Origin of the sequence: Streptomyces sp. CBMA123, assembly GCF_014596465.1 — a bacterium.
Taxonomy (GTDB): domain Bacteria; phylum Actinomycetota; class Actinomycetes; order Streptomycetales; family Streptomycetaceae; genus Kitasatospora.
The window spans coordinates 1-24,889 of sequence record NZ_MECK01000146.1; the positions used below are offsets into that span (position 1 = coordinate 1).

23 protein-coding genes and 2 rRNA genes are annotated in these 24,889 nt (G+C 72.7%); 17 read left to right on the forward strand and 8 right to left on the reverse strand.

What is annotated here, in order from left to right; translation table 11 throughout:
* The 6 genes from BG452_RS18020 to BG452_RS18045 form a co-directional block, all read left to right on the forward strand.
* Positions 1-125, forward strand: a 23S ribosomal RNA gene (locus BG452_RS18020); the annotation flags it as partial.
* A gap of 71 nt (positions 126-196) precedes the next feature.
* Positions 197-313: ribosomal RNA gene (gene rrf, locus BG452_RS18025) — 5S ribosomal RNA — on the forward strand.
* A 262-nt stretch (positions 314-575) separates the two neighbouring features.
* Complete coding sequence (locus BG452_RS18030) at positions 576-3,167, forward strand: sensor histidine kinase (protein WP_188305342.1); 2,592 nt, start codon at positions 576-578, stop codon at positions 3,165-3,167.
* A gap of 119 nt (positions 3,168-3,286) precedes the next feature.
* Positions 3,287-3,967, forward strand: coding sequence for a response regulator (locus BG452_RS18035; protein ID WP_033351413.1), 681 nt, complete (start codon positions 3,287-3,289; stop codon positions 3,965-3,967).
* A gap of 84 nt (positions 3,968-4,051) precedes the next feature.
* The gene (locus BG452_RS18040; protein ID WP_188305343.1) at positions 4,052-4,459 is read left to right on the forward strand and encodes an OB-fold nucleic acid binding domain-containing protein; all 408 of its coding nucleotides are present in this window, start codon (positions 4,052-4,054) and stop codon (positions 4,457-4,459) included.
* 2 nt (positions 4,460-4,461) lie between these two features.
* A complete protein-coding gene (locus tag BG452_RS18045) occupies positions 4,462-5,289 on the forward strand; it encodes a DUF3159 domain-containing protein (protein WP_317621109.1) in 828 nt (275 codons plus the stop codon).
* 104 nt (positions 5,290-5,393) lie between these two features.
* Here BG452_RS18045 and BG452_RS18050 read toward each other — a convergent pair whose 3' ends face one another.
* Entirely contained in the window at positions 5,394-6,065 is a 672-nt protein-coding gene (locus BG452_RS18050; protein ID WP_188305345.1) for a potassium channel family protein, read from the reverse strand.
* Positions 6,065-6,733, reverse strand: coding sequence for a potassium channel family protein (locus BG452_RS18055; RefSeq protein WP_188305346.1), 669 nt, complete (start codon positions 6,731-6,733; stop codon positions 6,065-6,067). The genes BG452_RS18050 and BG452_RS18055 overlap by 1 nt, the downstream gene beginning before the upstream one ends.
* Before the next feature lie 241 nt (positions 6,734-6,974).
* Here BG452_RS18055 and BG452_RS18060 point away from each other — a divergent pair, with 241 nt between their 5' ends.
* A complete protein-coding gene (locus BG452_RS18060; RefSeq protein ID WP_188305347.1) occupies positions 6,975-9,056 on the forward strand; it encodes an APC family permease in 2,082 nt (693 codons plus the stop codon).
* A 428-nt stretch (positions 9,057-9,484) separates the two neighbouring features.
* Complete coding sequence (locus tag BG452_RS18065) at positions 9,485-10,819, forward strand: class I SAM-dependent RNA methyltransferase (RefSeq protein WP_188305392.1); 1,335 nt, start codon at positions 9,485-9,487, stop codon at positions 10,817-10,819.
* A 78-nt stretch (positions 10,820-10,897) separates the two neighbouring features.
* On the opposite strand, the gene BG452_RS18070 is transcribed toward BG452_RS18065, so the two are convergent.
* Entirely contained in the window at positions 10,898-11,092 is a 195-nt protein-coding gene (locus tag BG452_RS18070; RefSeq protein WP_188305348.1) for a hypothetical protein, read from the reverse strand.
* Between the two features lie 344 nt (positions 11,093-11,436).
* Between BG452_RS18070 and BG452_RS18075 the strand changes: the two genes are divergently transcribed.
* Both BG452_RS18075 and BG452_RS18080 read left to right on the forward strand, forming a co-directional pair.
* Positions 11,437-11,673: a toxin-antitoxin system HicB family antitoxin gene (locus BG452_RS18075; RefSeq protein ID WP_188305349.1), complete on the forward strand. Its 237-nt coding sequence runs from the start codon at positions 11,437-11,439 to the stop codon at positions 11,671-11,673.
* Positions 11,670-12,098, forward strand: a complete 429-nt coding sequence (locus tag BG452_RS18080) for a fic family toxin-antitoxin system, toxin component (protein ID WP_188305350.1) — start codon at positions 11,670-11,672, stop codon at positions 12,096-12,098. The genes BG452_RS18075 and BG452_RS18080 overlap by 4 nt, the downstream gene beginning before the upstream one ends.
* A gap of 67 nt (positions 12,099-12,165) precedes the next feature.
* On the opposite strand, the gene BG452_RS18085 is transcribed toward BG452_RS18080, so the two are convergent.
* Entirely contained in the window at positions 12,166-13,113 is a 948-nt protein-coding gene (locus tag BG452_RS18085; RefSeq protein ID WP_188305351.1) for a GNAT family N-acetyltransferase, read from the reverse strand.
* 268 nt (positions 13,114-13,381) lie between these two features.
* Between BG452_RS18085 and BG452_RS18090 the strand changes: the two genes are divergently transcribed.
* The 6 genes from BG452_RS18090 (at position 13,382) to BG452_RS18115 (ending at position 18,812) form a co-directional block, all read left to right on the forward strand.
* Positions 13,382-14,278 carry a RimK family alpha-L-glutamate ligase gene (locus BG452_RS18090; RefSeq protein WP_188305352.1) on the forward strand — a complete coding sequence of 299 codons (897 nt, stop codon included), beginning with the start codon at positions 13,382-13,384 and terminating at the stop codon, positions 14,276-14,278.
* The gene (locus tag BG452_RS18095) at positions 14,275-15,072 is read left to right on the forward strand and encodes a RimK family alpha-L-glutamate ligase (protein ID WP_188305353.1); all 798 of its coding nucleotides are present in this window, start codon (positions 14,275-14,277) and stop codon (positions 15,070-15,072) included. Before BG452_RS18090 ends, BG452_RS18095 begins: the two co-directional genes overlap by 4 nt.
* A 161-nt stretch (positions 15,073-15,233) precedes the next feature.
* Entirely contained in the window at positions 15,234-16,097 is an 864-nt protein-coding gene (locus BG452_RS18100; protein WP_188305354.1) for a putative RNA methyltransferase, read from the forward strand.
* 107 nt (positions 16,098-16,204) lie between these two features.
* Complete coding sequence (locus BG452_RS18105) at positions 16,205-17,650, forward strand: AAA family ATPase (RefSeq protein WP_188305355.1); 1,446 nt, start codon at positions 16,205-16,207, stop codon at positions 17,648-17,650.
* On the forward strand, positions 17,647-18,039 hold the full coding sequence (locus BG452_RS18110) for a nucleotide pyrophosphohydrolase (RefSeq protein ID WP_317621110.1): 393 nt from the start codon (positions 17,647-17,649) through the stop codon (positions 18,037-18,039). The genes BG452_RS18105 and BG452_RS18110 overlap by 4 nt, the downstream gene beginning before the upstream one ends.
* A gap of 167 nt (positions 18,040-18,206) precedes the next feature.
* A complete protein-coding gene (locus BG452_RS18115; RefSeq protein ID WP_188305356.1) occupies positions 18,207-18,812 on the forward strand; it encodes a DUF6099 family protein in 606 nt (201 codons plus the stop codon).
* On the opposite strand, the gene BG452_RS18120 is transcribed toward BG452_RS18115, so the two are convergent.
* The 3 genes from BG452_RS18120 to BG452_RS18130 form a co-directional block, all read right to left on the reverse strand.
* Complete coding sequence (locus tag BG452_RS18120; protein ID WP_188305357.1) at positions 18,758-18,994, reverse strand: hypothetical protein; 237 nt, start codon at positions 18,992-18,994, stop codon at positions 18,758-18,760. The two genes, BG452_RS18115 and BG452_RS18120, sit on opposite strands and share 55 nt — an antisense overlap.
* A 490-nt stretch (positions 18,995-19,484) precedes the next feature.
* The gene (locus tag BG452_RS18125) at positions 19,485-20,783 is read right to left on the reverse strand and encodes an MFS transporter (RefSeq protein WP_188305358.1); all 1,299 of its coding nucleotides are present in this window, start codon (positions 20,781-20,783) and stop codon (positions 19,485-19,487) included.
* Entirely contained in the window at positions 20,780-22,015 is a 1,236-nt protein-coding gene (locus BG452_RS18130) for an aminotransferase class V-fold PLP-dependent enzyme (protein ID WP_188305359.1), read from the reverse strand. Before BG452_RS18130 ends, BG452_RS18125 begins: the two co-directional genes overlap by 4 nt.
* Between BG452_RS18130 and BG452_RS18135 the strand changes: the two genes are divergently transcribed.
* Entirely contained in the window at positions 22,014-23,435 is a 1,422-nt protein-coding gene (locus BG452_RS18135) for a PLP-dependent aminotransferase family protein (RefSeq protein WP_188305360.1), read from the forward strand. The two genes, BG452_RS18130 and BG452_RS18135, sit on opposite strands and share 2 nt — an antisense overlap.
* A gap of 544 nt (positions 23,436-23,979) precedes the next feature.
* Here the strand turns inward: BG452_RS18135 and BG452_RS18140 are convergent.
* Positions 23,980-24,882, reverse strand: a complete 903-nt coding sequence (locus BG452_RS18140) for a LysR family transcriptional regulator (protein ID WP_188305361.1) — start codon at positions 24,880-24,882, stop codon at positions 23,980-23,982.
* Positions 24,883-24,889 lie beyond the last annotated feature (7 nt).

Genomic DNA, 24,889 nt, shown 5'->3' on the forward strand with positions numbered 1-24,889 from the left:
AGATGAGCACTCCCACCTCCTTGAGAGGGTAAGGCTCCCAGTAGACGACTGGGTTGATAGGCCGGATATGGAAGCCCTGTGAGGGGTGGAGTTGACCGGTACTAATAGGCCGAGGGCTTGTCCTCAGTTGCTCGCGTCCACTGTGTTGTTCTGAAACAACGACCGCCCTGCCGGCGGGTCGACAGTTTCATAGTGTTTCGGTGGTCATAGCGTGAGGGAAACGCCCGGTTACATTCCGAACCCGGAAGCTAAGCCTCACAGCGCCGATGGTACTGCAGGGGGGACCCTGTGGGAGAGTAGGACGCCGCCGAACAATTCTTCAGAAAAGGCCCACCCGGGTTCCCGGGTGGGCCTTTTCGCGTTGTACCGGAAACCGGACGGAAGCCGGCGGAATTCGGTGGGCGGCTGCCGGGCGACCCCCGCCGAGTGGCTGGTCCTCCGTCAATATGCCGCTAAAACCGCCTGTTCAGTGCACTGATCAGTGGAATACCGCCGTTCACGCCGTAGTCTCGAAGGCGGGGGGAACAGGTGTCCGGGGGTGGCTCCCGGACGGAGCCGGATCAAGAATGGTGCTCATGGGACGAGGCAGGCTGCGCATCTACCTCGGGGCGGCCCCCGGGGTCGGCAAGACGTACGCCATGCTCGCCGAGGCACACCGGCGGCAGGAGCGTGGCACGGACGTCGTGGTGGCGTTCGTGGAGGACCACGGCCGGCGACGGACCGCGGACCTCGTCGCCGGGCTGGAGGTCGTGCTGCGGCAGCAGGTGGTGCACCGGGGTGCCCGGTTCTCCGAGATGGACCTGGACGCCGTCCTGGCGCGCCGCCCGCAGGTGGCGCTGGTGGACGAGCTGGCCCACACCAATGTGCCCGGCTGCCGCAACGAGAAGCGCTGGCAGGACGTCGAGGAACTGCTCGCGGCGGGGATCGACGTGATCTCCACCGTGAACGTCCAGCACCTGGAGTCGCTCGGGGACGCGGTCGAGGGCATCACCGGGGTGCGCCAGCGCGAGACCGTCCCGGACGAGGTGGTCCGCCGGGCGGACCAGATCGAGCTGGTGGACATGTCCCCGCAGGCGCTGCGGCGCCGGCTGGCGCACGGCAACGTCTACATGCCGGAGAAGATCGACGCCGCGCTCGCCAACTACTTCCGCCCGGGCAACCTGACCGCGCTGCGCGAACTGGCGCTGCTGTGGACCGCGGACCGGGTGGACGAGTACCTGCAGAAGTACCGCGCCGAACAGGGCATCGTCGGCACCTGGCAGGCCCGGGAGCGGATCGTGGTCGGCCTGACCGGCGGCCCGGAGGGGGCGACGCTGATCCGCCGGGCGGCCCGCATCGCGGCCCGCGTCTCCGGCGGCGAGCTGCTGGCCGTCCACATCTCCCGCTCGGACGGGCTCGCCGGCTCCGGCTCGCCGCAGACGCTGATCGAGCAGCGCGCCCTGGTGGAGAGCCTCGGCGGCTCCTTCCACAACGTCCTGGGCGACGACCCGGCCGAGGGGCTGCTGGAGTTCGCCCGCGGGGTGAACGCCACCCAGATCGTGCTGGGCACCAGCCGCCGGCCCGGCTGGCAGTACCTGTACGGGCCGGGCGTCGGCACCCTGGTCACCCAGAAGGCCGGGGACATCGACGTCCACATGGTCACCCACGAGCACGCCGGGCACGGGCGCCGCAGCAAGATACCCGTGCGGCGGATCACCGACCTGGGCCGGACCAGGACCATCGCCGGCTGGCTGATCGGGCTGGTCGGGCCGCCGGTGCTGGCGCTGGTGCTGACCACCATCGGCGGGCTGGGCCTGTCCACCGACATGCTGCTGTTCCTGTCGCTGACGGTGTGCGCGGCGCTGGTCGGCGGGCTGCTGCCGTCGATCGGATCGGCGCTGGTCGGCTCCTCGGTGCTGAACTTCTACTTCACCCCGCCGCTGCACACGTTCTCCATCAACGAGCCGCAGAACATCATGGCGGTGGCGATATTCACCGTCGTCGGCTGCTCGGTCGCCTCCGTGGTGGACCTGGCGGCCCGGCGCACCCACCAGGCGGCCCGCGCCCAGGCCGAGGCGCAGACGCTCAGCGCGCTGGCCGGCACGGTGCTGCGCGGCGCCCCGAACGGGGACGGGGTGCTGACCGCGCTGATGGAACAGGTCCGGGAGACCTTCGGCCAGGAGAGCGCCGCGCTGCTGGAACGCCCGGAGCCGACCGGCGGCTGGGTACCGGTCGCCACCGCCGGGCCGCACCCGCCGCAGCGGCCCGAGGAAGCCGACGTGGACGTCCCGGTCGGCGAGAGCCTGGCCCTGGTCCTGCGCGGCCGGGTGCTGCCCGGCACCGACCGGCGGCTGCTGGGGGCGTTCGCCGCCCAGGCCGCCGTGGTGCTGGAGCGCCGCCGGCTGGCCCGGGAGGCCGCCGCGGCCCGCCGGGAGGCCGAGGGCAACCGGATCCGCACCGCCCTGCTGGCCGCCGTCTCGCACGACCTGCGCACCCCGCTGGCGGGCATCAAGGCCTCGGTGACCTCGCTGCGCTCGGCCGACGTCGAGTGGGACCCGGAGGACGAGGCCGAGCTGCTGGCCGGGATCGAGGCCGGCGCCGACCGGCTCGACCACCTGATCAACAACCTCCTCGACATGAGCCGGCTGCAGACCGGCACCGTCACCCCGCTGATCCAGGAGACCGACCTGGACGAGGTGGTGCCGTACGCGCTCGGCGGGGTGCCGCCGGAGGCCGTCCGGCTGGAGGTGCCGGAGACGCTGCCGATGATCCGGGCCGACGGCGGGCTGCTGGAGCGCTCGCTGGCCAACCTCGTCGAGAACGCCGTCAAGTACAGCCCGGACGGCGTCAAGGTGCTGGTCAAGGCCGACGCCCTGCAGCCGCCGGGCGGGCCCGGCCGGGTCGAGCTGCGGATCGTGGACCGCGGCCCGGGCGTGCCCGAGGACGCCAAGGAGCGGATCTTCGCGCCGTTCCAGCGCTACGGGGACGCGCCGCGCGGCGCCGGGGTCGGCCTCGGGCTCGCGGTGGCGCGAGGGTTCGTCGAGGCGATGGACGGTACCGTCACCGCCGAGGACACCCCCGGCGGAGGCCTCACCATGGTCGTCACCCTGCTCGCCGCCGAACGGCCGCCCGAACCGGACGGGCCGGGCGGCGAGGGCCACGATCCGCTCTCGGAACTGATCACGTGAGTTCCGGCTGATCGCGGGAGGCCCGCCGGCCCGGGCCGCCGTCGCCCGGCGGCCCACGTCGTACGAACAGCCAAGACACAGTCCGTAAGATCCGACAGCCTGAAAGGCGGAGCCCGTAAATGACCCGGGTCCTCGTCGTGGACGACGAGCCGCAGATCGTCCGCGCACTGGTGATCAACCTCAAGGCCCGCAAGTACGAGGTGGACGCGGCCCATGACGGGGCGAGCGCGCTGGAACTGGCCGCCGCACGCCATCCGGACGTGGTCGTCCTCGACCTGGGCCTGCCCGACATGGACGGCGTCGAGGTGATCCGCGGCCTGCGCGGCTGGACCAGGGTGCCGATCATCGTGCTGTCGGCCCGGCACGCCTCCGACGAGAAGGTCGAGGCCCTGGACGCAGGCGCCGACGACTACGTGACCAAGCCCTTCGGCATGGACGAGCTGCTCGCCCGGATGCGCGCCGCCGTGCGCCGGGCCGAGCCGGTCGCCGGGGAGGACGACTCGCTGGTCGTCACCGAGAGCTTCACCGTCGACCTCGCCGCCAAGAAGGTCAACCGGGACGGCACCGACGTACGCCTCACGCCCACCGAATGGCACCTGCTGGAGGTCCTGGTCCGCAACGCCGGCCGGCTGGTCAGCCAGACCCAGCTGCTCCAGGAGGTGTGGGGCCCGGCCTACCGCACCGAGACCAACTACCTGCGGGTCTACCTCGCCCAGCTGCGTCGCAAGCTGGAGCGCGACCCTTCGCACCCGCGCCACTTCATCACCGAACCGGGGATGGGCTACCGCTTCGAGAGCTGAGCAGGGGTCCGAAGACCCGCTCGCACGGGCCCCGGCGACCGCGACGCCTGCCGCCGGGGCCCCGGAACCCGGTACCCTGCCGACATGAGTGGTGACAACAGCAGCGGCCGGCCGCAGGGGCGGTTGCGCCGCATGCTCAGCCGGCTGACCACCTCGGCCGAGGAACTGGACGCCGAGGACCTGCGCCAGGAGAGCGCCGCCGAGTCGGGCTGCACGCCGATCGCCGGCTGCGCCGACCGGCAGCTGGTCACCGTCGCGGGCACGCTGCGCACGGTGACGCTCCGCCCACGGGCCGGGGTGCCGGCCCTGGAGGCCGAGCTCTTCGACGGCACCGAGGCACTGGAGGTCGTCTGGCTGGGCCGCCGCTCGATCGCGGGCATAGAGCCGGGCCGCCGGCTCGTCGCCAGCGGCCGGATCAGTCACGCACGCGGGCGCCGCGTGCTGTTCAACCCCCGCTACGAACTGCGTCCGGTCGGACACGGGAGCGAATGAGCGTGAGCAATCACCCCGGCGGCGACGCCGCCGCCCGGATCGACCTGGACGCCACCGAGGTGGCGGCCTGGCAGGACGCCGCCGCCGCGGAGGCGGTGGACGGACTGGCCCGGTCGGTCGAGGGCACCGGGCCGGCCGCCGAGCGGCCCCTCGACCCGGCGGCCGCCGAAGCCGCCCGGCAGGCCGCCTCCAAGGAGGCCGCCGACACCGTCCTGCAGGCCTTCGGCGGCGTGCGCGGCATGATCGACATGACGCTGCCCGGCCTGGTCTTCATCGTCACCTACAACGTCACCCACCAGGTCAGCGCCGCCGCCTGGGCCGCGCTCGGCCTGAGCGCCCTGTTCGTGGTGGCCCGGCTGGTTCGGCGGGAGACCATCCAGCACGCCTTCAGCGGGGTGTTCGGCGTCGCCCTCGGCGCCTGGATCGCGATGAAGAGCGGCAAGGCCGAGGACTTCTACCTGCCCGGCCTGCTCTGGAGCGTCGGCTACTGCGTCGCCATGGCGGTCTCCGCCCTGGTGCGCTGGCCGATGATCGGGGTGATGCTCGGCCCGATCACCGGCGAGATGTTCACCTGGCGCAAGGAGAACCCGGGCCGCCTCGCCGCCTACACCAAGGCGACCTGGGCCTGGGTGGTGATCATGGGCCTCAAGCCGGTGATCCTCTTCCCGCTGTACTTCACCCACAACGTCAACCTGCTCGGCTGGCTGAAGGTGGCCCTCGGCATCCCGCCGCTGCTGCTGGCGATGTACGTCACCTGGCAGATCCTGCTGAAGGCGCCGCCGCCGATCAAGGCACCGCTGGACGACGAGGAGGACGAGCCGGCCAAGTAGCCGCTCCCCCCGATACGCGCCCGGTATGCGCCCGGTACGGCCGAGGGCCCGCACCCCCCTTTCTGTGGGGGTGCGGGCCCTCGGCCGTACCGGGCGTGCTGGTCCTACTGGGCGCCGGAGGTGGCCGACAGCAGCTGCTCCAGCTCCTCCTCGCGCTCCTGCGCCGCGACGAAGAGCAGCTCGTCGCCGCCCTCCAGGGTGTCGTCCTTGCTCGGCACCAGCACCCGGCCCTCGCGGATGATGCTCACCAGGGCGGTGTCCGGCGGCCAGGTGACGTCGCCGACCCGGGTGCCGACCAGCTCGGCCTCGCCGGCCAGGGTCAGCTCGACCAGGTTGGCGTTGCCCTGGCTGAAGCGCATCAGGCGGACCAGGTCGCCGACGCTGACCGCCTCCTCGACCAGGGCGGACATCAGACGCGGGGTGGACACGGCCACGTCCACGCCCCAGGACTCGTTGAAGAGCCACTCGTTCTTCGGGTTGTTCACCCGGGCGACCACCCGCGGCACCGCGTACTCGGTCTTGGCGAGCAGCGAGACGACCAGGTTGACCTTGTCGTCGCCAGTCGCGGCGATCACCACGTGGCAGCGCTGCAGCGCCGCCTCGTCCAGCGAGGTGATCTCACAGGCGTCGGCCAGCAGCCACTCCGCCATGGGCACCCGCTCCACCGAGATGGAGTTGGGGTTCTTGTCGATCAGCAGGACCTCGTGACCGTTCTCCAGCAGCTCGCCCGCGATCGAGCGGCCCACGGCACCGGCCCCGGCAATGGCGACCCGCATCAGTGACCCTCCTCCTTCGGCCCCTGCGCGAACGCGGCCTCGACCGCCGTCAGGTCGGTCCGGCGCAGCATCACGTGCACCAGGTCGCCCTCCTGCACCACCATCTGCGGCGAGGGGAGGACCCCCTCGCCGAGCCGGGTCACGAACGACACCCGGGCGCCGGAGGCCTCCTCCAGGCGGCTGATCCGCTGACCGACCCAGTTCGGGTGGTACGCGACCTCGGCCAGCTGCACGCTGCCGCTCGGGTCCTGCCACAGCGGCTCGGCGCCGCTCGGCAGCAGCCGGCGCAGCATCTGGTCGGCGGTCCAGCGGACCGTCGCCACGGTCGGGATGCCCAGGCGCTGGTACACCTCGGCGCGGCGCGGGTCGTAGATCCGGGCCGCGACGTTCTCGACGCCGAAGGTCTCCCGGGCGACCCGGGCCGCGATGATGTTGGAGTTGTCACCGCTGGAGACGGCGGCGAACGCCCCGGCCTCCTCGATGCCCGCCTCGCGCAGGGTGTCCTGGTCGAAGCCGACCCCGGTCACCCGGCGCCCGTTGAACCCGGCGCCCAGGCGACGGAACGCGGTCGGGTCCTGGTCGACCACGGCCACCGAGTGGCCCTGTTTCTCCAGGGCTCTCGCGAGGGCCGAGCCCACGCGGCCGCAGCCCATGATGACGATGTGCACCGGCGCTACCTCACCCGTCCCGAAGGGGCCTTGACCTGCGCAAACACCGTTCATCTCCCTTTCCCGCCCGGGTCTGCCGGGACGAGGGTTCTCGTGGGGCATCGGCCGGACTCCGCTCGACAACCAGAGTGTTGCCCACCGACTCGTATCCGACACGCTAGCCGGTCCACCGAACACAGTCGCGACGAAGGGGGGGATAAACGGCGCAAGCCCAGCCGGGAAACCCCTACGATTCCTTAACGTGCCTATGCCGACTGACCTTCCGAAACGCCTCCTGATCGGCCGCGCCCTGCGCAGCGACAAGCTCGGAGAGACCCTTCTTCCCAAGCGGATCGCGCTGCCGGTCTTCGCCTCGGACGCGCTCTCCTCGGTCGCGTACGCCCCCGAGGAGATCCTGCTCACGCTCTCCGTCGCGGGAGTCTCGGCGATCCACTTCTCCTGGCAGATCGGCGTCGTGGTGGCGATCGTGATGCTCGCCGTCGTCGCCTCCTACCGGCAGAACGTGCACGCCTACCCCAGCGGCGGCGGTGACTACGAGGTGGCGACCGTCAACCACGGTCCGGCCGCCGGGCTGGTGGTCGCCGCGGCCCTGATGGTCGACTACGTGCTGACCGTCGCCGTCTCCACCACCTCGGGCGTGGCCAACGTGGTCTCCGCCGTCCCGGCGCTGCGCGGCCACGAGACGATCGTCTCGGTGGTCGTGGTCGTGGTGCTGATGGGCATGAACCTGCGCGGAGTGCGCGAATCCGGCAGCGCCTTCGCCGTCCCCACCTACGCCTTCATGATCGGCGTGATCGGGATGGTCGGCTACGGAGTCCTCCGGCACTTCGTGCTCGGGCAGTCCATGCCCGCCGAGAGCTCCGGCTTCCACCTCGCCGCCACCCCCGGCAACGAATCGCTGTCCGGTTTCGCGATGGTGTTCCTGCTGCTGAAGTCCTTCTCCTCCGGCTGCGCCGCGCTCACCGGCGTGGAGGCGATCTCCAACGGCGTGCCCGCCTTCCGCAAGCCGAAGAGCAAGAACGCGGCCACCACGCTGCTGATGATGGCGAGCGTCGCCGTGGTGATGTTCATGGGCATCATCTGGCTGGCCCGGCTGACCGGCGTGCAGATGGCCGAGAACCCGGCCGAGCAGCTCGTCGGCTCCGGCTCCGGCTACCACCAGAAGACCGCGCTGGCCCAGATCAGCGAGGCCGTCTTCAGCAACTTCACGCCCGGCTTCTACTTCGTCGCCGCCGTCACCGGCCTGATCCTGGTGCTCGCCGCCAACACCGCCTTCAACGGCTTCCCGGTGCTCGGCTCGATCCTCGCCCAGGACCGCTACCTGCCCCGCCAGCTGCACACCCGCGGCGACCGGCTGGCCTTCTCCAACGGCATCATCCTGCTGGCGATCGCCGCCATCCTGCTGGTCATCGCCTTCGACGCGGACCCCAACCGGCTGATCCAGCTCTACATCGTCGGCGTCTTCGTCTCCTTCAACATGAGCCAGTCCGGCATGATCCGGCACTGGACCCGGCTGCTGCGCACCGAGACCGACCCGGCGAAGCGGCGCCACATGCAGCGCAGCCGGGCGATCAACGGCTTCGGCCTGGTGATGACCATGGCCGTGCTGATCGTCGTCCTGGTCACCAAGATCGGCCACGCCTGGATCGCGATAGCCGCGATGGTCGTGCTGTTCGTGATGATGAAGGGCATCCGCCGCCACTACGACCGGGTCTCCGCGGAGCTCACCGCCGCCGAGGAACCGGACGACGTGGTGCTGCCGACCCGGGTGCACGCCATCGTGCTGGTCTCCAAGCTGCACAAGCCGGCGCTGCGCGCCCTCGCCTACGCCAGGCTGGCCCACGCCCAGACCCTGGAGGCGATCACCGTCAACGTCGACCCGGCCGACACCGCGGCGCTGCGGCGGGAGTGGGACGAGCGCGGCATCGAGGTGCCGCTCAAGGTGCTGGACTCGCCGTACCGCGAGATCACCGGGCCGGTCCTGGACTACGTGAAGAACCTGCGGCGCAGCAGCCCGCGTGACGCGGTCGCCGTCTACATCCCCGAGTACGTGGTCGGCCACTGGTACGAGCACCTGCTGCACAACCAGAGCGCGCTGCGGCTCAAGGGGCGGCTGCTGTTCAAGCCCGGTGTGATGGTCACCTCGGTGCCCTGGCAGCTGGAGTCCTCGGAACGGCGCAGGCCACAGAAGGCCTGGTCGGCGCCGGGATCCGTCCGCCGTGGCGAGCCGCGGGCGCCGAAGGCCGTAAAGTCGAAGGATTCCGACCGTGCCGGTTCGACCACCGGTGCCACCTCCGACCGCAGCAAGGGATCCTCCCAGTGACGCGCAACACTCCGCCCCGCTCCTCGGGCTCCTCCGGCGCCTCCGGCAAGGGCAAGGGCGCCCGTCGGGGCGGTTCCCAGCCCGGGCAGGTGTCCCGGCCGCGCTGGGGCAAGCCGCACCGGCCGGAGGCCACCGACCGTGAAGGACTGACCGCGCGCACGGCGCCGGTCGTGCCGGCGGAGGTCCGTCCGGAGGCTCCGGTGGAGAAGCCCGCTCGGGACGGCAAGGCCGTTCGGGACGGCAAGGCCGTTCGGGACGGCAAGGCCGTTCGGGACGGGAAGCCGGCCCGGGGCGAGAAGGCCGTTCGCGGTGAGAAGCCCGCCCGGGACGGGAAGCCCGCCCGGGACGGCAAGGGGGCCGACTCGGCTGGCCGGAAGGCGCCGCGCAAGCAGGCGGTGCGGCCGCCGAAGGCGCTGCGCGGCCAGGCCGTGCGGGCGTCGCGGCCGGAGACGCCGTCCGGGGACCCGCTGGTCGGGGAGCGCTACGAGGTCGAGATCGGCCCGGTCGCGCACGGCGGCGGGCACTGCGTGGCCCGGCACGAGGGCCGGGTGCTGTTCGTCCGGCACGCGCTGCCCGGCGAGAAGGTGGTCGCGCTGGTGACCGAGGGCACCACCACCTCGCGCTTCCTGCGCGCGGACGCGGTGGAGGTGCTGGAGCCCGCCAAGGACCGGATCGAGGCGCCCTGCCCGTTCGCCGGGCCGGGCAAGTGCGGTGGCTGCGACTGGCAGCACGTCACCCCGGGCGGGCAGCGCAAGCTCAAGGGGGCGGTGCTGACCGAGCAGCTGGCGAAGCTGGCCGGGCTGACCCCGGCCGAGGCGGGCTGGGACGGCAGCGTCGAGCCGGTCGGCGGCAAGCTGCCGGCCGGGCAGGTGCCGGCCTGGCGCACCCGGGTGCAGTACACGGTGGACGCGGAGAGCGGGAAGGTCGGGCTGCGCAAGCACCGCTCGCACGACGTGCAGGTGATCGACCGCTGCCTGATCGCCGCCGAGGGCGTCACCGAGCTGGGCATCGAGTCCCGCGACTGGCCGGGCGTGGCGAGCGTCGAGGCGGTCGCCGCGAGCGGCTCCTCGGACCGCCAGGTCGTCCTGACCCCGCGCGACGGCGCCCAGCTGCCGCTGGTCGAGCTGGACAAGCCGGTGTCGATCGCGCGGGTGGACGACCAGGGCGACGTGCACAAGGTGCACGGGCGCGGCTTCGTGCGCGAGCGGGCGGCCGGGCGGACCTGGCGGGTCAGCAACGGCGGCTTCTGGCAGATCCACCCGGAGGCGCCGGACACCCTGGTCGACGCGGTGCTGGACGGCCTCGACCCGCAGTGGGGCGAGAACGCGCTCGACCTGTACTGCGGGGTCGGCCTGTTCGCCGGCGCGCTCGCCGACCGGGTCGGCGAGGACGGCGCGGTGCTCGGCATCGAGTCCGCCAAGCAGGCCGTGGTCGACGCCCGGCACAACCTGGCCGCGCTGGACAACGTGCGGATCGAGTGCGACCGGGTCGAGACGCTGCTGCCGCGCACCGGAATCACCGCCACCGACCTGATCGTCCTGGACCCGCCCCGCTCGGGCGCCGGGCGCGAGACCGTCGCCCACCTGGTCGGCCTGGAGGCGCGCCGGATCGCGTACGTGGCCTGCGACCCGGCGGCGCTCGCCCGAGACCTGAAGTTCTTCGCCGAGGGCGGCTACCGGCCGGTCTCGCTGCGGGCCTTCGACCTGTTCCCGATGACCCACCACTTCGAGTGCGTGGCGATCCTGGAGCCCGCCGGGAACTGACCCGCGACGACGCCGAGGAGGCGGCCCCCGTTCACGACGGGGTGCCGCCTCCTCGGCGTTTCTCGCGGGGTGCGGTGGCTACCCGTTGTGCTCCTCCTCGTCGGCGCTGTGCGGAAGGTCGATGCCGTGCTGGGCGGCGAGCCTCAGCAGCGAGGCGACCCGGCCCTCGTACGCCTGGACGCCGTCGGCGTCCCCTTCGGCCCGGGCCGCTGCGAGGTCCCGTCGGGCCTGGGCGAGCTGCTCTCGCAGCTCCTGGTCGAACATGGCTGTCATTGCCGGCCTCCACAAAAACCGGTCGGTGCCGCTCGGGGAACGCTCAGGAGAGTTCAGATTCCCGGATGGTTAGGGACTCTTCAAGTCAGGTCCGGTCGAGTTCAGGGTAGGTCCGGATGGGTTCAGGGTAGGTCGGGTCAGGGGCTGCGCGGAGGTGGGGCGAGGGCGGGGCGATGGTGGGACGGGGTCGGTGACGGGCTCGGGGACGTGGCCGGTGACGGGGTCGGTGACGGGCTCGGGGACGTGGCCGGTGACGGAGAGGTTGCGTGGGGGCGTGCGGCAGGTGTGCGGGCGGTGTGCGTGCGCCCTTGTTGTGCTAGCGCTTCGGCGCTAGCTTGAACGGTATGGGCAAGAAGCAGCTGAACGTCCGAGTGGACGCCACGACCGCGGAGATGGCCCGGGAACGGGCGGAACAACAGGGGATCAGCATGAACCAGTACATCGAACGCCTGGTCCAGCAGGACATGGGTGAATCGGGACGGGCCTTCATCGACGCCGCCGCGCAGTTCATGAAGGAGTACGAGAGCGCGTTCCTCGCCGAGTTCGGGGAGTCGGGCGAGCTCCAGGACGTGCGCCGTTGAAGCTGGAGGTCGACCTCTCGTGGCTGCTCATGACCGCCGAGCAGTACACGCCCGGTGACCCGCAGGTCACCGACTACGGTTCGCTGCTCGCGGCCGTCACCCGGCACCAGGCCGAGATCTTCGACATCTCCGTCTACCCCGAACCCCAGGACCGCGCGGCCGCGCTGATGCACCAGCTCATCCGGGTGCCCGCCCTGGAGAAGACGAACGAACTCTTCGCGACCGCCGTCGCCTACGCCTACCTCGTCGCCAGCGGCTGCACCGTCGCCACCACCGCCCGCGAGGTGCGCAGCCTCTCCCGGGCCATCCGGGAGGGGAGGCTGGGGGTGTCCGGGGTCGCCGAGCGGCTGGCGGCCTGGGTGGTCGACGAGGCCGAGGGGGAGGGTGTCACCGGGGCGGAGGACGAGGACGAGGACGACGACTGAGCGCCGTCCTCGTCCGGGAGCCGGTTCTGCGCTCCGGAGCCGGTCCTACGCTTCGGGGGCCCCGGTCCTACGCTTCGGCGTTCGGGTCCTCGGGGCTCGCGTCGGCGCTTGCGGCGGCGTTCGGGGCGGCGTCCGGGGCGGTGTCCGGAGTGGCGCCCGGGGTGGGGGGCTCCGCGATGAGGGCCGTCGCGAACGGGCGGAAGCCGGCCCGGCGGTAGATCCGGGCGACGTCCTCGTCGGCGGCGGACAGGAACACCGTCCGTACGCCGTTGGCGCGGGCGTGCGCCACCAGGGCCGCGGTGACCGCCAGGCCCAGCCCGCGCCGCCGGGCGGAGGGCAGCGTCCCGACGCCGACCACCTCGGTGACCGCGCCCACCGGGTTGTGCTGGCCCGCGCACAGCACCTCGTCGCCGTCCAGCGCGGCGGCCAGCGCGGAGACGCCGTCGGTGATCCGCCGGGCGATCCGGGCCACCCCGCCACCTGCCGTCAACTCGGCTTTGCTGGCGGCCAGTTCGGCTGCTCCGGCGCTGCCGGTGGCGGTTCCCGGGTTGCCGAAGGCCACGTGCGGGACGGCGACCGCGTCGGCCAGCTCGGGGGCGTCCGCGGTCAGCACCCGGACCTCCACCCGCTCCGGGAGGGCCGGCGCCGGGGCCGCCTCGTCCTGCGGGCCGAGCACCAGCAGCGGGTGCTCGTGCACCGTCAGGCCGGCCGCCTCCACCGCCGCGCGCAGCTCCGGGTTCTGCTCCGCCACCCACTCGAAGGCCTCCGGCACGCCCAGCTCCCGCTGCCGCTCCAGCACCCGGCGGACATCCTCGGCGGTGGCGGCCGGTCCGTCATGGCCGGGGGTGGGGCGGGCGTAGTAGTGCCAGCCGGTGCTGCCGCTGCGGACGAACAGGGTCAGCGGGCCGAAGTCCTCGGCGGTGGCGGCGCTGCGCGGCACGGCGTCGTAGTAGCGCTCGATCCCGGTGAGCACGGATCGGTCCGGAGCATGATCAACTGAAGTCACGGCGTGCATCCAAGCAGCGGAGCCGGTGGGGCGCCACCGCTTTTGCGCGGGCGCCCGTCCGGGCACCGAGCGGGCGTCCGGCTGCCCGTGTCGCGAGGGCCGTCCGGTCGCCAGTGTCATGACGTCCGCCCGGCCGTCGGCGTTCGATTGTTGCCGAACGCTTACCGCCTCGCGGCGATCTTGTGCGTATACGCCGGGCATGCTGAGGCCTTCACAGCTCTGCCGAGGGGGACGGCGGACGTCCGCACTCGGCGAGGCAAGGGGGGAAGTCAGGCCCATGAGGCTCTGCTTTCTGGTGGAGGAGCACTACCGGCGGGACGGCATGCCGCTGGACGTGGCGCGTCAACTCACCGCGTGGGGGCACCGGGTGGACGTGCTGCGCCCCGGCGACTCGCTGATGGCGATCTCCGAGGCGGTGCGGGCCGGCAGCCACGACGCCTGGGTGCTCAAGACCGTCTCCGGCGGCCCCGGACTCACCCTGCTGGAGGCCGCCGCCGCCGTGGGCCTCACCACCGTCAACGACGTCCGCTCCATCCGCGGTGTCCGGGACAAGGCGCTGGCCTCGGTGATCGCCCGCACCCGCGGCCTGCCCGTCCCGGTCACCTACGCCGCCGCCCGCTGGGAACGCCTCGCCGAGATCCCGGCCGCCGAGTACCCACTGGTCGTCAAACCGGCGGACGGCAGCTCCGGACGCGGCGTGCGGCTGGTGGCCGGGCCCGACGACCTGATCGGACTCGGACCCGAACTCGCCGGCGAGGGACTGCTGATCGCGCAGCCGTACGTGCCCAACGGCGGGACGGACCTCAAGGTGTACTGCGTCGACGGGGAGCTCTTCGCGACCGAACGGGAGTCCCCGCTGCACCCCGGGCAGGGCGTGCGCGAGCGGCCGGTGCCGCTGCCGGGGAGCGTCGCGCGGATCGCGGCGCAGGTGGGAGAGGTGTTCGGGCTGGACCTGTACGGGGTCGACGTGCTGCTCGGGCCGGACGGGCCGGTGGTGGTGGACGTCAACGACTTCCCGAGCTTCCGGCAGGTGCCGGACGCGGTGGCGAAGGTCGCCCGGGCGGTGCTGCGGCTCGCCCGCAGCGGCACGGCGGTGTCGGTGCCCGCACTGGTGGCGGCCGGCGGCGACGACGAGTACGACCGGCTCGGCCTGGTGGATGGTGGGTTGCGGTGAGGGTCGGGCTGATCACGGGAGACCCCGGGCACCCGGTGCTCGCGGCCGCGGCCGAGCTGCTGGTGCGGCGGGGATGCCGGGTGGAGGCCGTCCCTCCCGGGGGTGCCGTCGCCGGTGAGCCGGCCGATGTCTACCTGCTCAAGGCGCGTACTCCGCAGGCTCTCGCGCTGGCACGGGAGTTGGAGCGGCGCGGGGCGGTCGTGGTCAACTCGGCCGCGGCGACGGAGCTTTGCCAGGACCGGGTGCGGATGGCGGAGCTCGCCCGGGGCGCCGGACTGCCCTTCGCGGCCACGGTCGCGGCCGGGCCGCTGGCCGAACTCGGCTCTCCGGCCTACCCGTTCGTGGTGAAGAGTCGGCACAGTCGGCGGCACGACCTGGTCGCGCTGGTCGACCGTCCGGCCCGGCTGCGGGAACTCGCCGAACGCTGGCCGCGGGAGGAGGTCATCACCCAGCCGTACCTCCCGGGCAACGGCTGGGACCAGAAGCTGTGGGTGGTCGACGGGCGGGTGTTCGCGGCCCGGCGGCGTTCCGAACTCTCCACTGCGGACGTCGAGTCGGGGGCAGCGGGGGAGTGGGAGCCGTCCGAGCGGCGGGCCGCGCTCGCGCTGCGGGTGGGGGAGGTGTTCGGGCTGGAGGTCTACGGGGTCGACCTGTTGGACGGGGCTGCCGAACCGGTGATCGTGGACGTCAACGCCTTCCCCGGGGTGCGCGGGCGGCCCGGTGCGCCCGAGGCGCTCGCCGGACTCGCGCTGCGGGTGGCGGGGGAGCGGGGGCGCTCTGCGGGGTCGGCGTAGGGCGGTGCGGGGTGGGACGGGGCCGGGCGGGGTGCGGTGCGGGCGCGGGTGTGGGTGCGGCTCGGCGCCGGGGCGGCTGGGGAGGCCGTCGGCGGGCGCGGGTGGTTAGGCTGGCTGGCGCCCCGGCCGGTCGGGGCCGAACGGCGAGAGAAGACGGAACGTTGCTGCAGGACATCGAGCCCTACCTGGCCTGCCCCCACTGCGCGCAGGACCTCACCCGGCACGAGCGCAGCCTGCGCTGCCCCGCCGGGCACAGCTTCGACCTCGCCAAGCAGGGCTACGTCAGCCTCCTCGCCGGCGACGCCCACACCGGCACCGGCGACACCGCCGAGATGGTCGCCGCCCGCTCCGACTTCCTCACCGCCGGCCACTACCGGCCGATCGCCGACGCCCTCGCCGAGGCGGCCGAGACCGTCGGCGGAACGGACGGCCCGGGCGGGTCGGACGGGCCGGACGGCCTGGTCGCGGACCTCGGCGCCGGCACCGGCCACTACCTGGCGCACGTCCTGGACGCCCTGCCCGGCCGGGTCGGCGCCGCCCTCGACATCTCCAAGTACGCGCTGCGCCGCGCCGCCAAGGCCCACCCCCGGATCGGCGCCGTGGTCTGCGACGCCTGGCGCCCGCTGCCGCTGCGCGAGGCCTCCGCCGACCTGATGCTCAACGTCTTCGCCCCGCGCAACGGCCCCGAGATCCGCCGGGTGCTGCGCCCCGGCGGCACCCTGCTGCTGGTCTCGCCCACCGCCCGCCACCTGCGCGAACTCGTCGCCGCCCTCGGCCTGCTGTCGGTGGACGAGGAGAAGCAGCGCCGGATCGACGAGAAGCTCGGCCCGTACCTGACGCCGGTCGACCGGCGCTCCGTCGAGTTCACCCTGCGGCTCTCCGCGCAGGACGTCCGGACCGTCGTCGGCATGGGGCCGAGCGCCTGGCACACCGACCCCGACCGGCTCGCGTCCGCCCTCGCGGACCTGCCGGAGCCGGTCGAGGTGACCGCCTCCGTGACGGTGGCCGCGTACCGGAGGCCGTAGGACGGCGGAGTGCGTAGGTCAGCGGTGTGCGGCAGGTCCACCACGTTGGGATGAATCTGCCGTGCAGGCACGTTTCGCCCGGCCGGGCTGCGGCTAACGTCCGACGGGTGAACCGCGACGCCGCCGCCCCCGCCGGGCCGGCCCAACTGCGCCCGGGCGCCCCGGAGCCCGACCGGGCGCCCGTGCCACGCCCCACCGTCGAGGAGCTGCGGCTCACCGCCTTCAAGTCCTACCGGCGGGCCGCCCTGCCGCTCGCTCCGCTCACCGTGCTGCACGGGCCGGCCGGGGTGGGCAAGTCCAACGCCCTCGACGCGCTGGCCGTACTGTCCCGGCTCGCCCTCGGCGAGGAGATCGCCGGCTCCCTGGACGGACTGCCCGACCGCACCGGCCCGCTCGCCACCCCCGTGCGCGGCGGCCTGGCCGGCTGCGTGCCGCATGGACGGGACACCGTCATCCTCGGCTGCACCGTCCGCTCGCCTCGCGGCCGGATCCGGCTCGACCTGGTGATCCGCACCGACGGGACGGTCCGCATCGCCCGGGAGTCGCTCAGCCTCGACGGCCGCACCCTGGTGGACACCGGCGAACAGGACGTACGGAACGGGCGCGTCAACGTGTGCTGGCACAACGACACCCGACAGGGGGACATCCGGGCGCCCTTCCCCAGCGGCACCATGATCACCGCCCAGCTGCCGCTGCGGGTCGCCGGCTCCTCCACCGGCGAGCGGCTCGTCCTGGCCGCCACCGAGGACCTGCTCACCGCGCTGCGCGAGGTCTTCCCGCTGCACCCCGTCCCGGCGCTGATGCGCGGCTGGGCCAAGGCCGACCCACGGGCCCGGCTGCGCAGCAACGCCGCCAACATCTCCGCCGTGATCAACCGGCTCGCCCACGAATGCCCGCGCCGGTACGGACAACTGCTGCGAGCCGTCCAGGCGGCCGCGCCGCACCCGCTGCTCGGACTCACCCTCGCCGAGCGGGAGAGCGGGACGGGGCGGCGGGTGCTCGCCGTCTTCGACGAGGGCGTGCTGGGGCGCACCGGGGCCGACCAGGCCTCCGACGGCATGCTGCGCCACCTCGCCTTCGCGGCGGTGCTGCTGACCGGGGCGGGGGTGCTCGACCTCGACGTGGCCGCCGAGGTGCCGTGGGCGCACCGGCAGCTCACCGTGCTCGCCGAGGACCTCGGGGCCGGGCTCGCCACCGAACAGACCGCCTCGCTGCTGCGGCTCGCGCGGGACATGGCGGGGCGCAATCAGCTGCGGGTGGTGGCCGCGCTGCAGGAGCCGGGGGCGGCGCGGGAGGCGTTCGGGGCGGGGGACGCGCGGTCGGGCGACGGGCGGTCGGGGGAGGTGGCGCTGGTGGAGTGCCGGCGGGATCCGGCGACGGGGCTGACGGTGCTGCGGCCGGAGGCGGCCCGGGTGCCGGTCCAGTGCGGGCGCGGGGAGGAGGGCCCGGCGGTTGCCGGGGACCCGCCGGCCGCCGGGGGCTCGTCGGTTGCCGGCGGTGGGGGAGCCTGGGCGGTGGCCGGGGGAGCGGATGCGGTAGACCTGGGGGCGTGAACGAGCGAGTGACGAGCGAGCGAGTGACGGGGGCGGGGAAGCCGACCCTGGAGGGGCTGCGGCAGCGGCTGGTGGAGTTCGCGGCTGCCCGGCGGTGGGAGCCGTACCACACGCCGAAGAACCTGGCGGCGGCGCTGAGCGTGGAGGCCGGGGAGCTGCTGGAGATCTTCCAGTGGCTCACACCCGAGCAGGCGGCCGCGGTGATGTCGGATCCGGAGCGGGCCCACCGGGTGCGCGACGAGGTCGCGGACGTGCTGGCGTACCTGCTGCAGTTCTGCACGGCGGTCGGGGTGGACCCGCTGGAGGCGCTTGCCGCCAAGATCGAGCGCAACGAGCACCGCTTCCCGGTGCCGGGTACAGCGGCCGACGTCAACCCGGACGTGGACTGATCACCCTTGTGAGGGACGGAAGTTATCCACACCCCCGGGTTTTCCACAGCTTTCGACATGGCGGATGCAGCCCACCCCACCCTCCCCGCACGCTCTCCCCGTGACCACTCGACCGCCCCGGCGGCGAGTCCGGTCGACGGCGACGAGGAGCGGAAGGAGCGGGGGCCATGGAGGCGCTGCGACTGATCAAGACGGCCCGGCATGCCCTGGCCGAGGCCAGGCACGTACCGGATGTGCTGGCCGAGGCGCGGCAGGCCGCGCTGCTCACCGAGGCGGTGGGCGCGCGGCTGGCGGAGTCCGAGGACGACGACCTGACGGGGCTCGGTCGGCAGCTCTCCGAGGCGGGGGCGCACGCGACGGTCTGCCTGGGCAGGTCCGTCGCCACCGATGCCCCGGTGCGCGCGGGGCGGGTCGGTCCGTTCGCCGAACTCGGCGAGCTGGCAACGGTGTTGGAGGCATTGGAGGAACTGTTGGGGGAGGTCGGGGAGACGCTCGTGGTGTTGGCCTGCGGAGCCGATACCGAGAGCCTCTACTGGACGTGCATCGACGGCGTCGACGCGGTGTCGGAATGCCGGGACGTGACCGCGCGGCTGCGTGAGGCGGCCGACCGGGGTGGCGGGGCGGAGTCCGAACGGGCCGGTCACGGAGCGCCGTTGCTGGTGGTCCGGCTCGACCCACCGGGCGCGGGCGGGTCGAGGGGGAAGGAGTGGGCGCCGGACTACCGGGTGCCCGGCGCGGCCGGAGCGTCGGAGGTGTCGGTGTCGGCCGGGTAGGCGGCGGTCGGGCCGACGTCCTGGGTGTTGGACTGGAGCGCGGCGAGGTCCGCGGTCACCGAGGCGAGCAGTTCCTGCATCTGCTCAAGCAGGGTCTTGGGGGTCGCGGGTCCGGCCGAGTCGCCGGTGGCCGAGCCGGTCGGGCTGCTCGGGAACGGCGGCGTGGCAGAGGGTTCGGACATGACAGGGACCTCTTCGGATCGGTGGTGCGATGTGCCGCACCGACCAACGAACCGTTCCTGCGGCCGGTCACCGCGCACCACCCGATGCGGTCCAACTCCGTTACGCCGTAAGCCTCTCGGGTGAGCCGGGGTTGCCGCTGCAACACGGTCTCGGCTAGAGCGCGGATTGACGAGGGCGGGGGAGGGGGCGGGAGGGGGAGGGGGGAGGGGCGGCCCCCAGAGAATCGAAGAGAAACAAGGATGGGCCCCGGCGCCGTGCGGTCGCGGCGCCGGGCCCGGGAAGGCACCATCAGCCCACGACCGCGGGCATAGTGGTGCGCCGGGTGAGCAGTGGCAACCCGCACTGTTCCAGGGCTCCGTATGTGATGCCCCGGTCGATGCCCGCACGCTTGGAAAGCGTGTTGGGATAAAGCCCTCACGAGTTCGAATCTCGTATCCTCCGCCGGCAGAAGGCCCGGACCGTTCAACGGTCCGGGCCTTCGTCGTTCGGTCAGCGGGCCGCTGCCATCTGTTTCGGTGCGGACGGCAAGGCCTTGAGGCGGCTGACCGGGGAGAGCACCAAGCCGATGACGACAGTGGCGGAGCCGGCGGCGGCCACGGTCAGGGCCGCTCGGGCGCCGAGTTGGCCGGTGAGCAGGCCGGCGGAGAGACCGCCCAGGGCGCCGCCGCCGAACAACAGTGTGCGGAACGCTGCGGTCATCCTGCCCATCATCGATTGCGGCGTCGCGGCCTGGCGGAGGCTGACGATGACGACCCCGGCCACTCCGAGGCCCAGGTAGGTGGTGAAGAAGGAGAGGACGAACATCCCGATCATCACCGGTCGTGGCCCTGCGGCGGCGGGGATCAGGGACGGGCCGAGCAGGAGGGCGGACTGGGCGACCAGGTAGACCCGGCCGAGCGGGAACCGGGCGATGACCTTCCGCGAGATCAGCGCGCCGATCAGGCCGCCGACGGAGGCGGTCGCGAAGACGGCGCCGAGGGTCGTCGAGCCGAGGTGGAGGTCGTGGGTGCCGTAGAGAAGGAACATCGTCCACACCGTGACCATCGAGAAGTTGCAGCAGCACCCGATCAGCGCGAGGGCCCGCAGCACTCCGTCGTGCAGGACCCAGCCGAGGCCGTCCTTGAGTTCGCGCCACAGGTGTCGCTCGACGCCCGGTTCGGGGCGCGGCTCAGGTGTGCTGATGAGCAGGAGTGAGACGACGGACACCGCGTAGGAGCAGGCGTCGACGACCAGGGCCACCGGGGCGCTGAGCGCGGACACCAGGACCCCGGCCAGTCCCGGTCCGGCCACGTCGGCTGCGGAGGAGCTGGCGCCCATCTTGGCGCTGGCCTCGACGTAGTGCTCGGGGCTCTTCACCAGCACCGGCACGTACGACATCCAGCTCACGTCGAACACCACCGATGCGATGCCGGCCGCGCAGGCAATCACCATCAGCACGGGCAGGTTGAGCGCGTGGCACCAGTACAGCACCGGTATCAGGCCGAGCAGGAGCAGCCGGACCAGGTTCGCACCGAGCATGACCGGCCGCCGCCGATGCCGGTCCGCCCAGACACCGATCACCAGGGCGAGTCCGAGGTACGGGACGAGTTGCAGGAAGCGCAGCACCCCGACCTGTTCGTCGCTCGCGCCGAACGCGCCGATGGCGGTCAGCGGGAGCGCGAGGTTGGTCACCTGGGTGCCGAGCAGGGAGAGCGTCTCGCCCAACCAGAACCGGAGGAAGTCGCCGTTGTGCCAGAGGCTCTGGTGCGGTGCGACCGTGGCGTCAGGTGCGGTCGAGGTTTGCGTCACCGGGTGCTCCTCGCCAGTTCGGCGACCGCACCGGCCACCGCATTGACCTCGTCCTCGGTGTTGTAGTAGTGCGGCGACAGGCGCAGGCACCACTCCACGTCCTTGTCGGCGAAGTCGTACTGGGCGAACTCCCGGTAGCTGAGCGCTGAGTTGATGCCGCGCGCGTCCATCGCCGCCTTGAACGGCTCGGCCTCCCACCCCTCGATCGCGAACGTGACCAGCGCGGCCGGGGCCGGCCCCCGGTCCAGCGTCCGGAGGCCGGGTATGGCGGCGAGTTGCTCGCGCAGCTGTCCGGCCAGGGCCGGGGTGCGCCGGGCGATCGGTTCGAGGCCCACCCGCAGCGCGTAGCGGACGGCGGCGGCGCAGCCGAGCACGGTGGCGTACGGGAACTCCCACTCCTCGAACCGGGCCGCGGTGGCGACCGGACGGTAGTAGCCGGGGGCGACCCAGCGCGCGCCGTGCATGTCGATGTGCAGCGGCTCGTACCCGGCGGCGAGCGCCCGGTCGGAGACGTAGAGGAAGCCCGAACCGCGCGGCCCGCGCAGGAACTTGCGGCAGGTGGCGGTGAGCAGGTCGCAGCCGATCTCCTGGACGTCGACGGGGTACTGGCCGACCGACTGGCAGGCGTCGACCAGGTACAGCAGATCGAGCTCGCGGCAGTGTCGGCCGATCTCGGCGACCGGCTGCACCAGGCCGGAGTTGGTGGGCACGTGCGTGACGGCGACCAGGCGCGGGCGGTGGGCGCGCATCAGCGCGGCCATGGCGTCGACGTCGACGCCGCTGCCGTCCGGGTGGTCCGGGGCGTGCACGATCCGGACGCCGTGGCGTTTGCGCAGGGAGAGGAAGGCGATCTGGTTGGAGATGAAGTCGTTGCGGGTGGTGAGGATGACGTCTCCGGCGCGGAAGTCGATCGCGGAGAGGGCCTTGGTGTAGGCGTGGGTTGCGCTCGCGGCGAAGGCGATGTTGTCCGGGCGGGTGCCGAGGAGTTCGGCGAGCGAGGCGTGGAAGTCGTCGATCTCGGCGGCGCGGGCGGTGGATGCCTCGTACCCGCCGATGGCCGCCTCCAGTTGGAGGTGGTCGAGCATCACCTGGAGCACCGGACGCGGCATCAGTCCGGCGCCGGCGTTGTTGAAGTGGATCACCGCCTCACAGCCGGGGGTGTCGGCCCGGAGGGCGGTGAGGTCCAGGAGCGGTTCCGCACTGCGGCTGAAAGCGCTATTCTCATTCTTCATGTATGACGGTAGCAGTACCGAGGCTCTGGTGGCGATCCTCCGGAGCGAGATCGCCCGGCTCGCTCCGGCCGATCGCCTGCCCAGCAGTCGCGATCTGATCGCACGTCACGGAGTCGGGCCGGTCACCGTCTCCCGGGCCATCGCACTCCTCGCCGCCGAGGGGGCGGTCGTCACTCGACCGGGGAGCGGGACCTACGTCGCCGCCCGGCGGCCGCCGGCGGGCGCCGGTGCCGAGCCGGACACCTCCTGGCAGGCGGTCGCCCTGGCCGGCCGCCAGCCCCTCCCGGAACCCCCCGCCGAGCAGTCCGGCACACCGGCGGTCGGCACCATCGCGCTGTCCGGCGGCTACCTGCACGAGAACCTCCAGCCCACCCGGCTGCTCAGCGGTGCCCTCGCCCGGGCCGCCCGCCGCCCGGACGCCTGGCACCGCGCCCCGGCGGCCGGCCTGTCGACACTGCGCGCGATCTTCGCCCGACAAGTGGGCGGCGACGTGAGCCCCGAGGACGTCCTGGTGACCGGCGGCGGACAGGGGGCGCTGTCCATGCTGTTCCGCGCCATCGCGGCGCCCGGCAACCCGGTCCTGGTCGAATCGCCCACCTACCCCGGCGCGCTCGCCGCCGCGCGCTCCGCCGGACTCCGACCGGTGCCCGTACCGATCGACGACCAGGGCCTGCGCCCCGACCTGCTCGCCGACGCCTTCGCCACGACCGGCGCCCGGCTGCTCTACTGTCAGCCCACCTTCCACAACCCCACCGGCACCGTCCTCTCCCCTGAACGACGCCGACAGATCGTCGACGTCGCGCATGCTGCCGGAGCCTTCGTGATCGAGGACGACTTCGCCCGCCATCTCGGCCACGGCCGCCCGGTACCGCGCCCGCTGGTCGCCGACGACCGCGACGGCACGGTCATCCACCTCACCTCGCTGACCAAACCCGCTTCGCCCAGCCTGCGGATCGGCGCCGTCATCGCCCGGGGCCTGGTCATGCAGCGCCTGCTCGGCATGCGACGGGTCGACGACTTCTTCATCGCCCGCCCCCTTCAGGAAGCCGCGGTCGAACTGCTCAGCACCCCCGCCTGGGACCGCCACCTGCGCAACCTGGCCACCGCCCTGCGCCACCGCTGCACCGTCCTGGCCGACGCCCTGGTCCGCGAACTCCCCGATTGGACGATCGCTCACGTCCCGCAGGGCGGCCTGCACCTCTGGCTGCGGCTTCCCTCCGGTCTCACGGAGGCGGCCGTCACGGACACGGCCCGGGCACATCGGGTCACCGTCAACCTCGGCCACCAGTACTTCCCGGCCGAGCCGCCCGCCGCCCACCTCCGCCTCGGCTTCGCCGCCGCAGCCGAACCCGCCGACCTCGCCGAAGCCGCCACCCGCCTCGCCATCGTGGCCCGACGCACCGCGCCGACACCCGGCTGACTCTGCGACCACTTCGGCGATCCCAGGGGTGGTCTCAGTCCTGGTCTCGTTCACCCCCGTCCGGCCGGGTTCAGCGCCTGTCCAACGGCTCGCTGCGCCGCAGGTCAGGACGGGTGCGAACCTCGGCGGACACCGTTCGTGAGAATGGGAAAGCGTGTTGGGGGCAACCCCTCACGAGTTCGAATCTCGTATCCTCCGCCTTCACGAAGGCCCGGACCGCTGCAAGGCGGTTTCTAAGGGTCGTTGCAACACGTGGTCGGTTGTCTAGGCCGCGAGGAGTTTAGCCAGACGCTCGGCTGGGGTTTCCCAGCCGAGCGTCTTGCGTGGACGGCGGTTGAGTTGGTCGGCGACGGCGGCCAGGTGTCCCGGGTCACAGTCGGGCGAGGACGGGTCTCGCGCCGCTGCGGGTAGCGCACCCGACAGCGGCCGGACATGTCCTGAACGGGCCGCGTCCACGGGCTGATCAACCAGCACCGCCCGCCGGCTGACCAAGCCGCGAAACGCCCGGTCACACCCGGTGAAGCCATTGTGGAACGGTATGCGGTCAAGAGTCCGCGTCGAACCAGGACGCGGTGTGCCGCAGCAGTGCAGGGACGGCCGGGTCGGGGTCCGGGCGGTACACGGCCCGGATCGCGAGGGAGAACTCGGGGTCGGTGTCGGCGAGGGGGATCACGCGTACACCGGGGAAGGCGAGATCGGCCGTGTGCTCGGAGACCAGGGCGACACACAGCCCGGAGGCGACATAGCCGAGGAGCCCGGGGAGGTCGTCGGCGCGGGCCCTGACCTGGGGCTTGAAGCCCGCGCGGCGGCACATGAGCTGCCCCTTGCGGGCCAGCTCGGGCAGGGCCCGCTCGCTGACGAAGACGAACCAGTCCTCCTGGAGGGCGCGCAGGGAGAGTTCGGCCGCACCCGCGAGCGCGTGGGTCTCGGGCAGGGCGACGTACACCCGCTCACGGCCGAGCTCCAGCAGTTCCAGGTCATGGGCCTGCAGAGGTGCGGTGCGGATGAAGGCGAGGTCGACGGAGCCCAGCCGTAGCGCCTCGACCAAGGCGATGGAGGAGGCCTGGGTCAACTGGATGCGCAGGTCGGGCAGATCGCGTGCCGCGTTGGCCAGCAGCCGGGGCATGTGCCAGTGCGCGAGACCGCTGACGTACCCGATACGGACCTCGCCCGCGTCCCCCGAGGCGATCCGGCGGGCGCGGGCGAGTGCGGCCTGCTGGGCGTCCAGCAGGTGACGGGCATCTGCGGCGAACGCCGCGCCCGCTGCGGTCAGTTCGACGCCGTTGCTGCTCCGGTCGAGCAGCCGGGCGCCGACGATCCGCTCCAGACGCTGGATGGCCTGACTGAGCGGGGGCTGACTCATCATCAGCCGTTCGGCCGCCCGGCCGTAGTGCTTCTCCTCGGCGAGTACCGTGAACTGCTCCAGCAGGCGTGGCGTGAGGTCCATGCCAAGA

What these genes read in the sequence shown, in the direction of transcription:
- BG452_RS18030 (WP_188305342.1), top strand. Translation starts at nt 576, where the DNA reads ATGGGACGAGGCAGGCTGCGCATCTACCTCGGGGCGGCCCCCGGGGTC.
- BG452_RS18035 (WP_033351413.1), top strand. Translation starts at nt 3,287, where the DNA reads ATGACCCGGGTCCTCGTCGTGGACGACGAGCCGCAGATCGTCCGCGCA.
- BG452_RS18040 (WP_188305343.1), top strand. Translation starts at nt 4,052, where the DNA reads ATGAGTGGTGACAACAGCAGCGGCCGGCCGCAGGGGCGGTTGCGCCGC.
- BG452_RS18050 (WP_188305345.1), bottom strand. Translation starts at nt 6,065, where the DNA reads ATGCGGGTCGCCATTGCCGGGGCCGGTGCCGTGGGCCGCTCGATCGCG.
- BG452_RS18070 (WP_188305348.1), bottom strand. Translation starts at nt 11,092, where the DNA reads ATGACAGCCATGTTCGACCAGGAGCTGCGAGAGCAGCTCGCCCAGGCC.
- BG452_RS18075 (WP_188305349.1), top strand. Translation starts at nt 11,437, where the DNA reads ATGGGCAAGAAGCAGCTGAACGTCCGAGTGGACGCCACGACCGCGGAG.
- BG452_RS18085 (WP_188305351.1), bottom strand. Translation starts at nt 13,113, where the DNA reads ATGCACGCCGTGACTTCAGTTGATCATGCTCCGGACCGATCCGTGCTC.
- BG452_RS18090 (WP_188305352.1), top strand. Translation starts at nt 13,382, where the DNA reads ATGAGGCTCTGCTTTCTGGTGGAGGAGCACTACCGGCGGGACGGCATG.
- BG452_RS18115 (WP_188305356.1), top strand. Translation starts at nt 18,207, where the DNA reads ATGGAGGCGCTGCGACTGATCAAGACGGCCCGGCATGCCCTGGCCGAG.
- BG452_RS18120 (WP_188305357.1), bottom strand. Translation starts at nt 18,994, where the DNA reads ATGTCCGAACCCTCTGCCACGCCGCCGTTCCCGAGCAGCCCGACCGGC.
- BG452_RS18135 (WP_188305360.1), top strand. Translation starts at nt 22,014, where the DNA reads ATGTATGACGGTAGCAGTACCGAGGCTCTGGTGGCGATCCTCCGGAGC.
- BG452_RS18130 (WP_188305359.1), bottom strand. Translation starts at nt 22,015, where the DNA reads ATGAAGAATGAGAATAGCGCTTTCAGCCGCAGTGCGGAACCGCTCCTG.
- BG452_RS18140 (WP_188305361.1), bottom strand. Translation starts at nt 24,882, where the DNA reads ATGGACCTCACGCCACGCCTGCTGGAGCAGTTCACGGTACTCGCCGAG.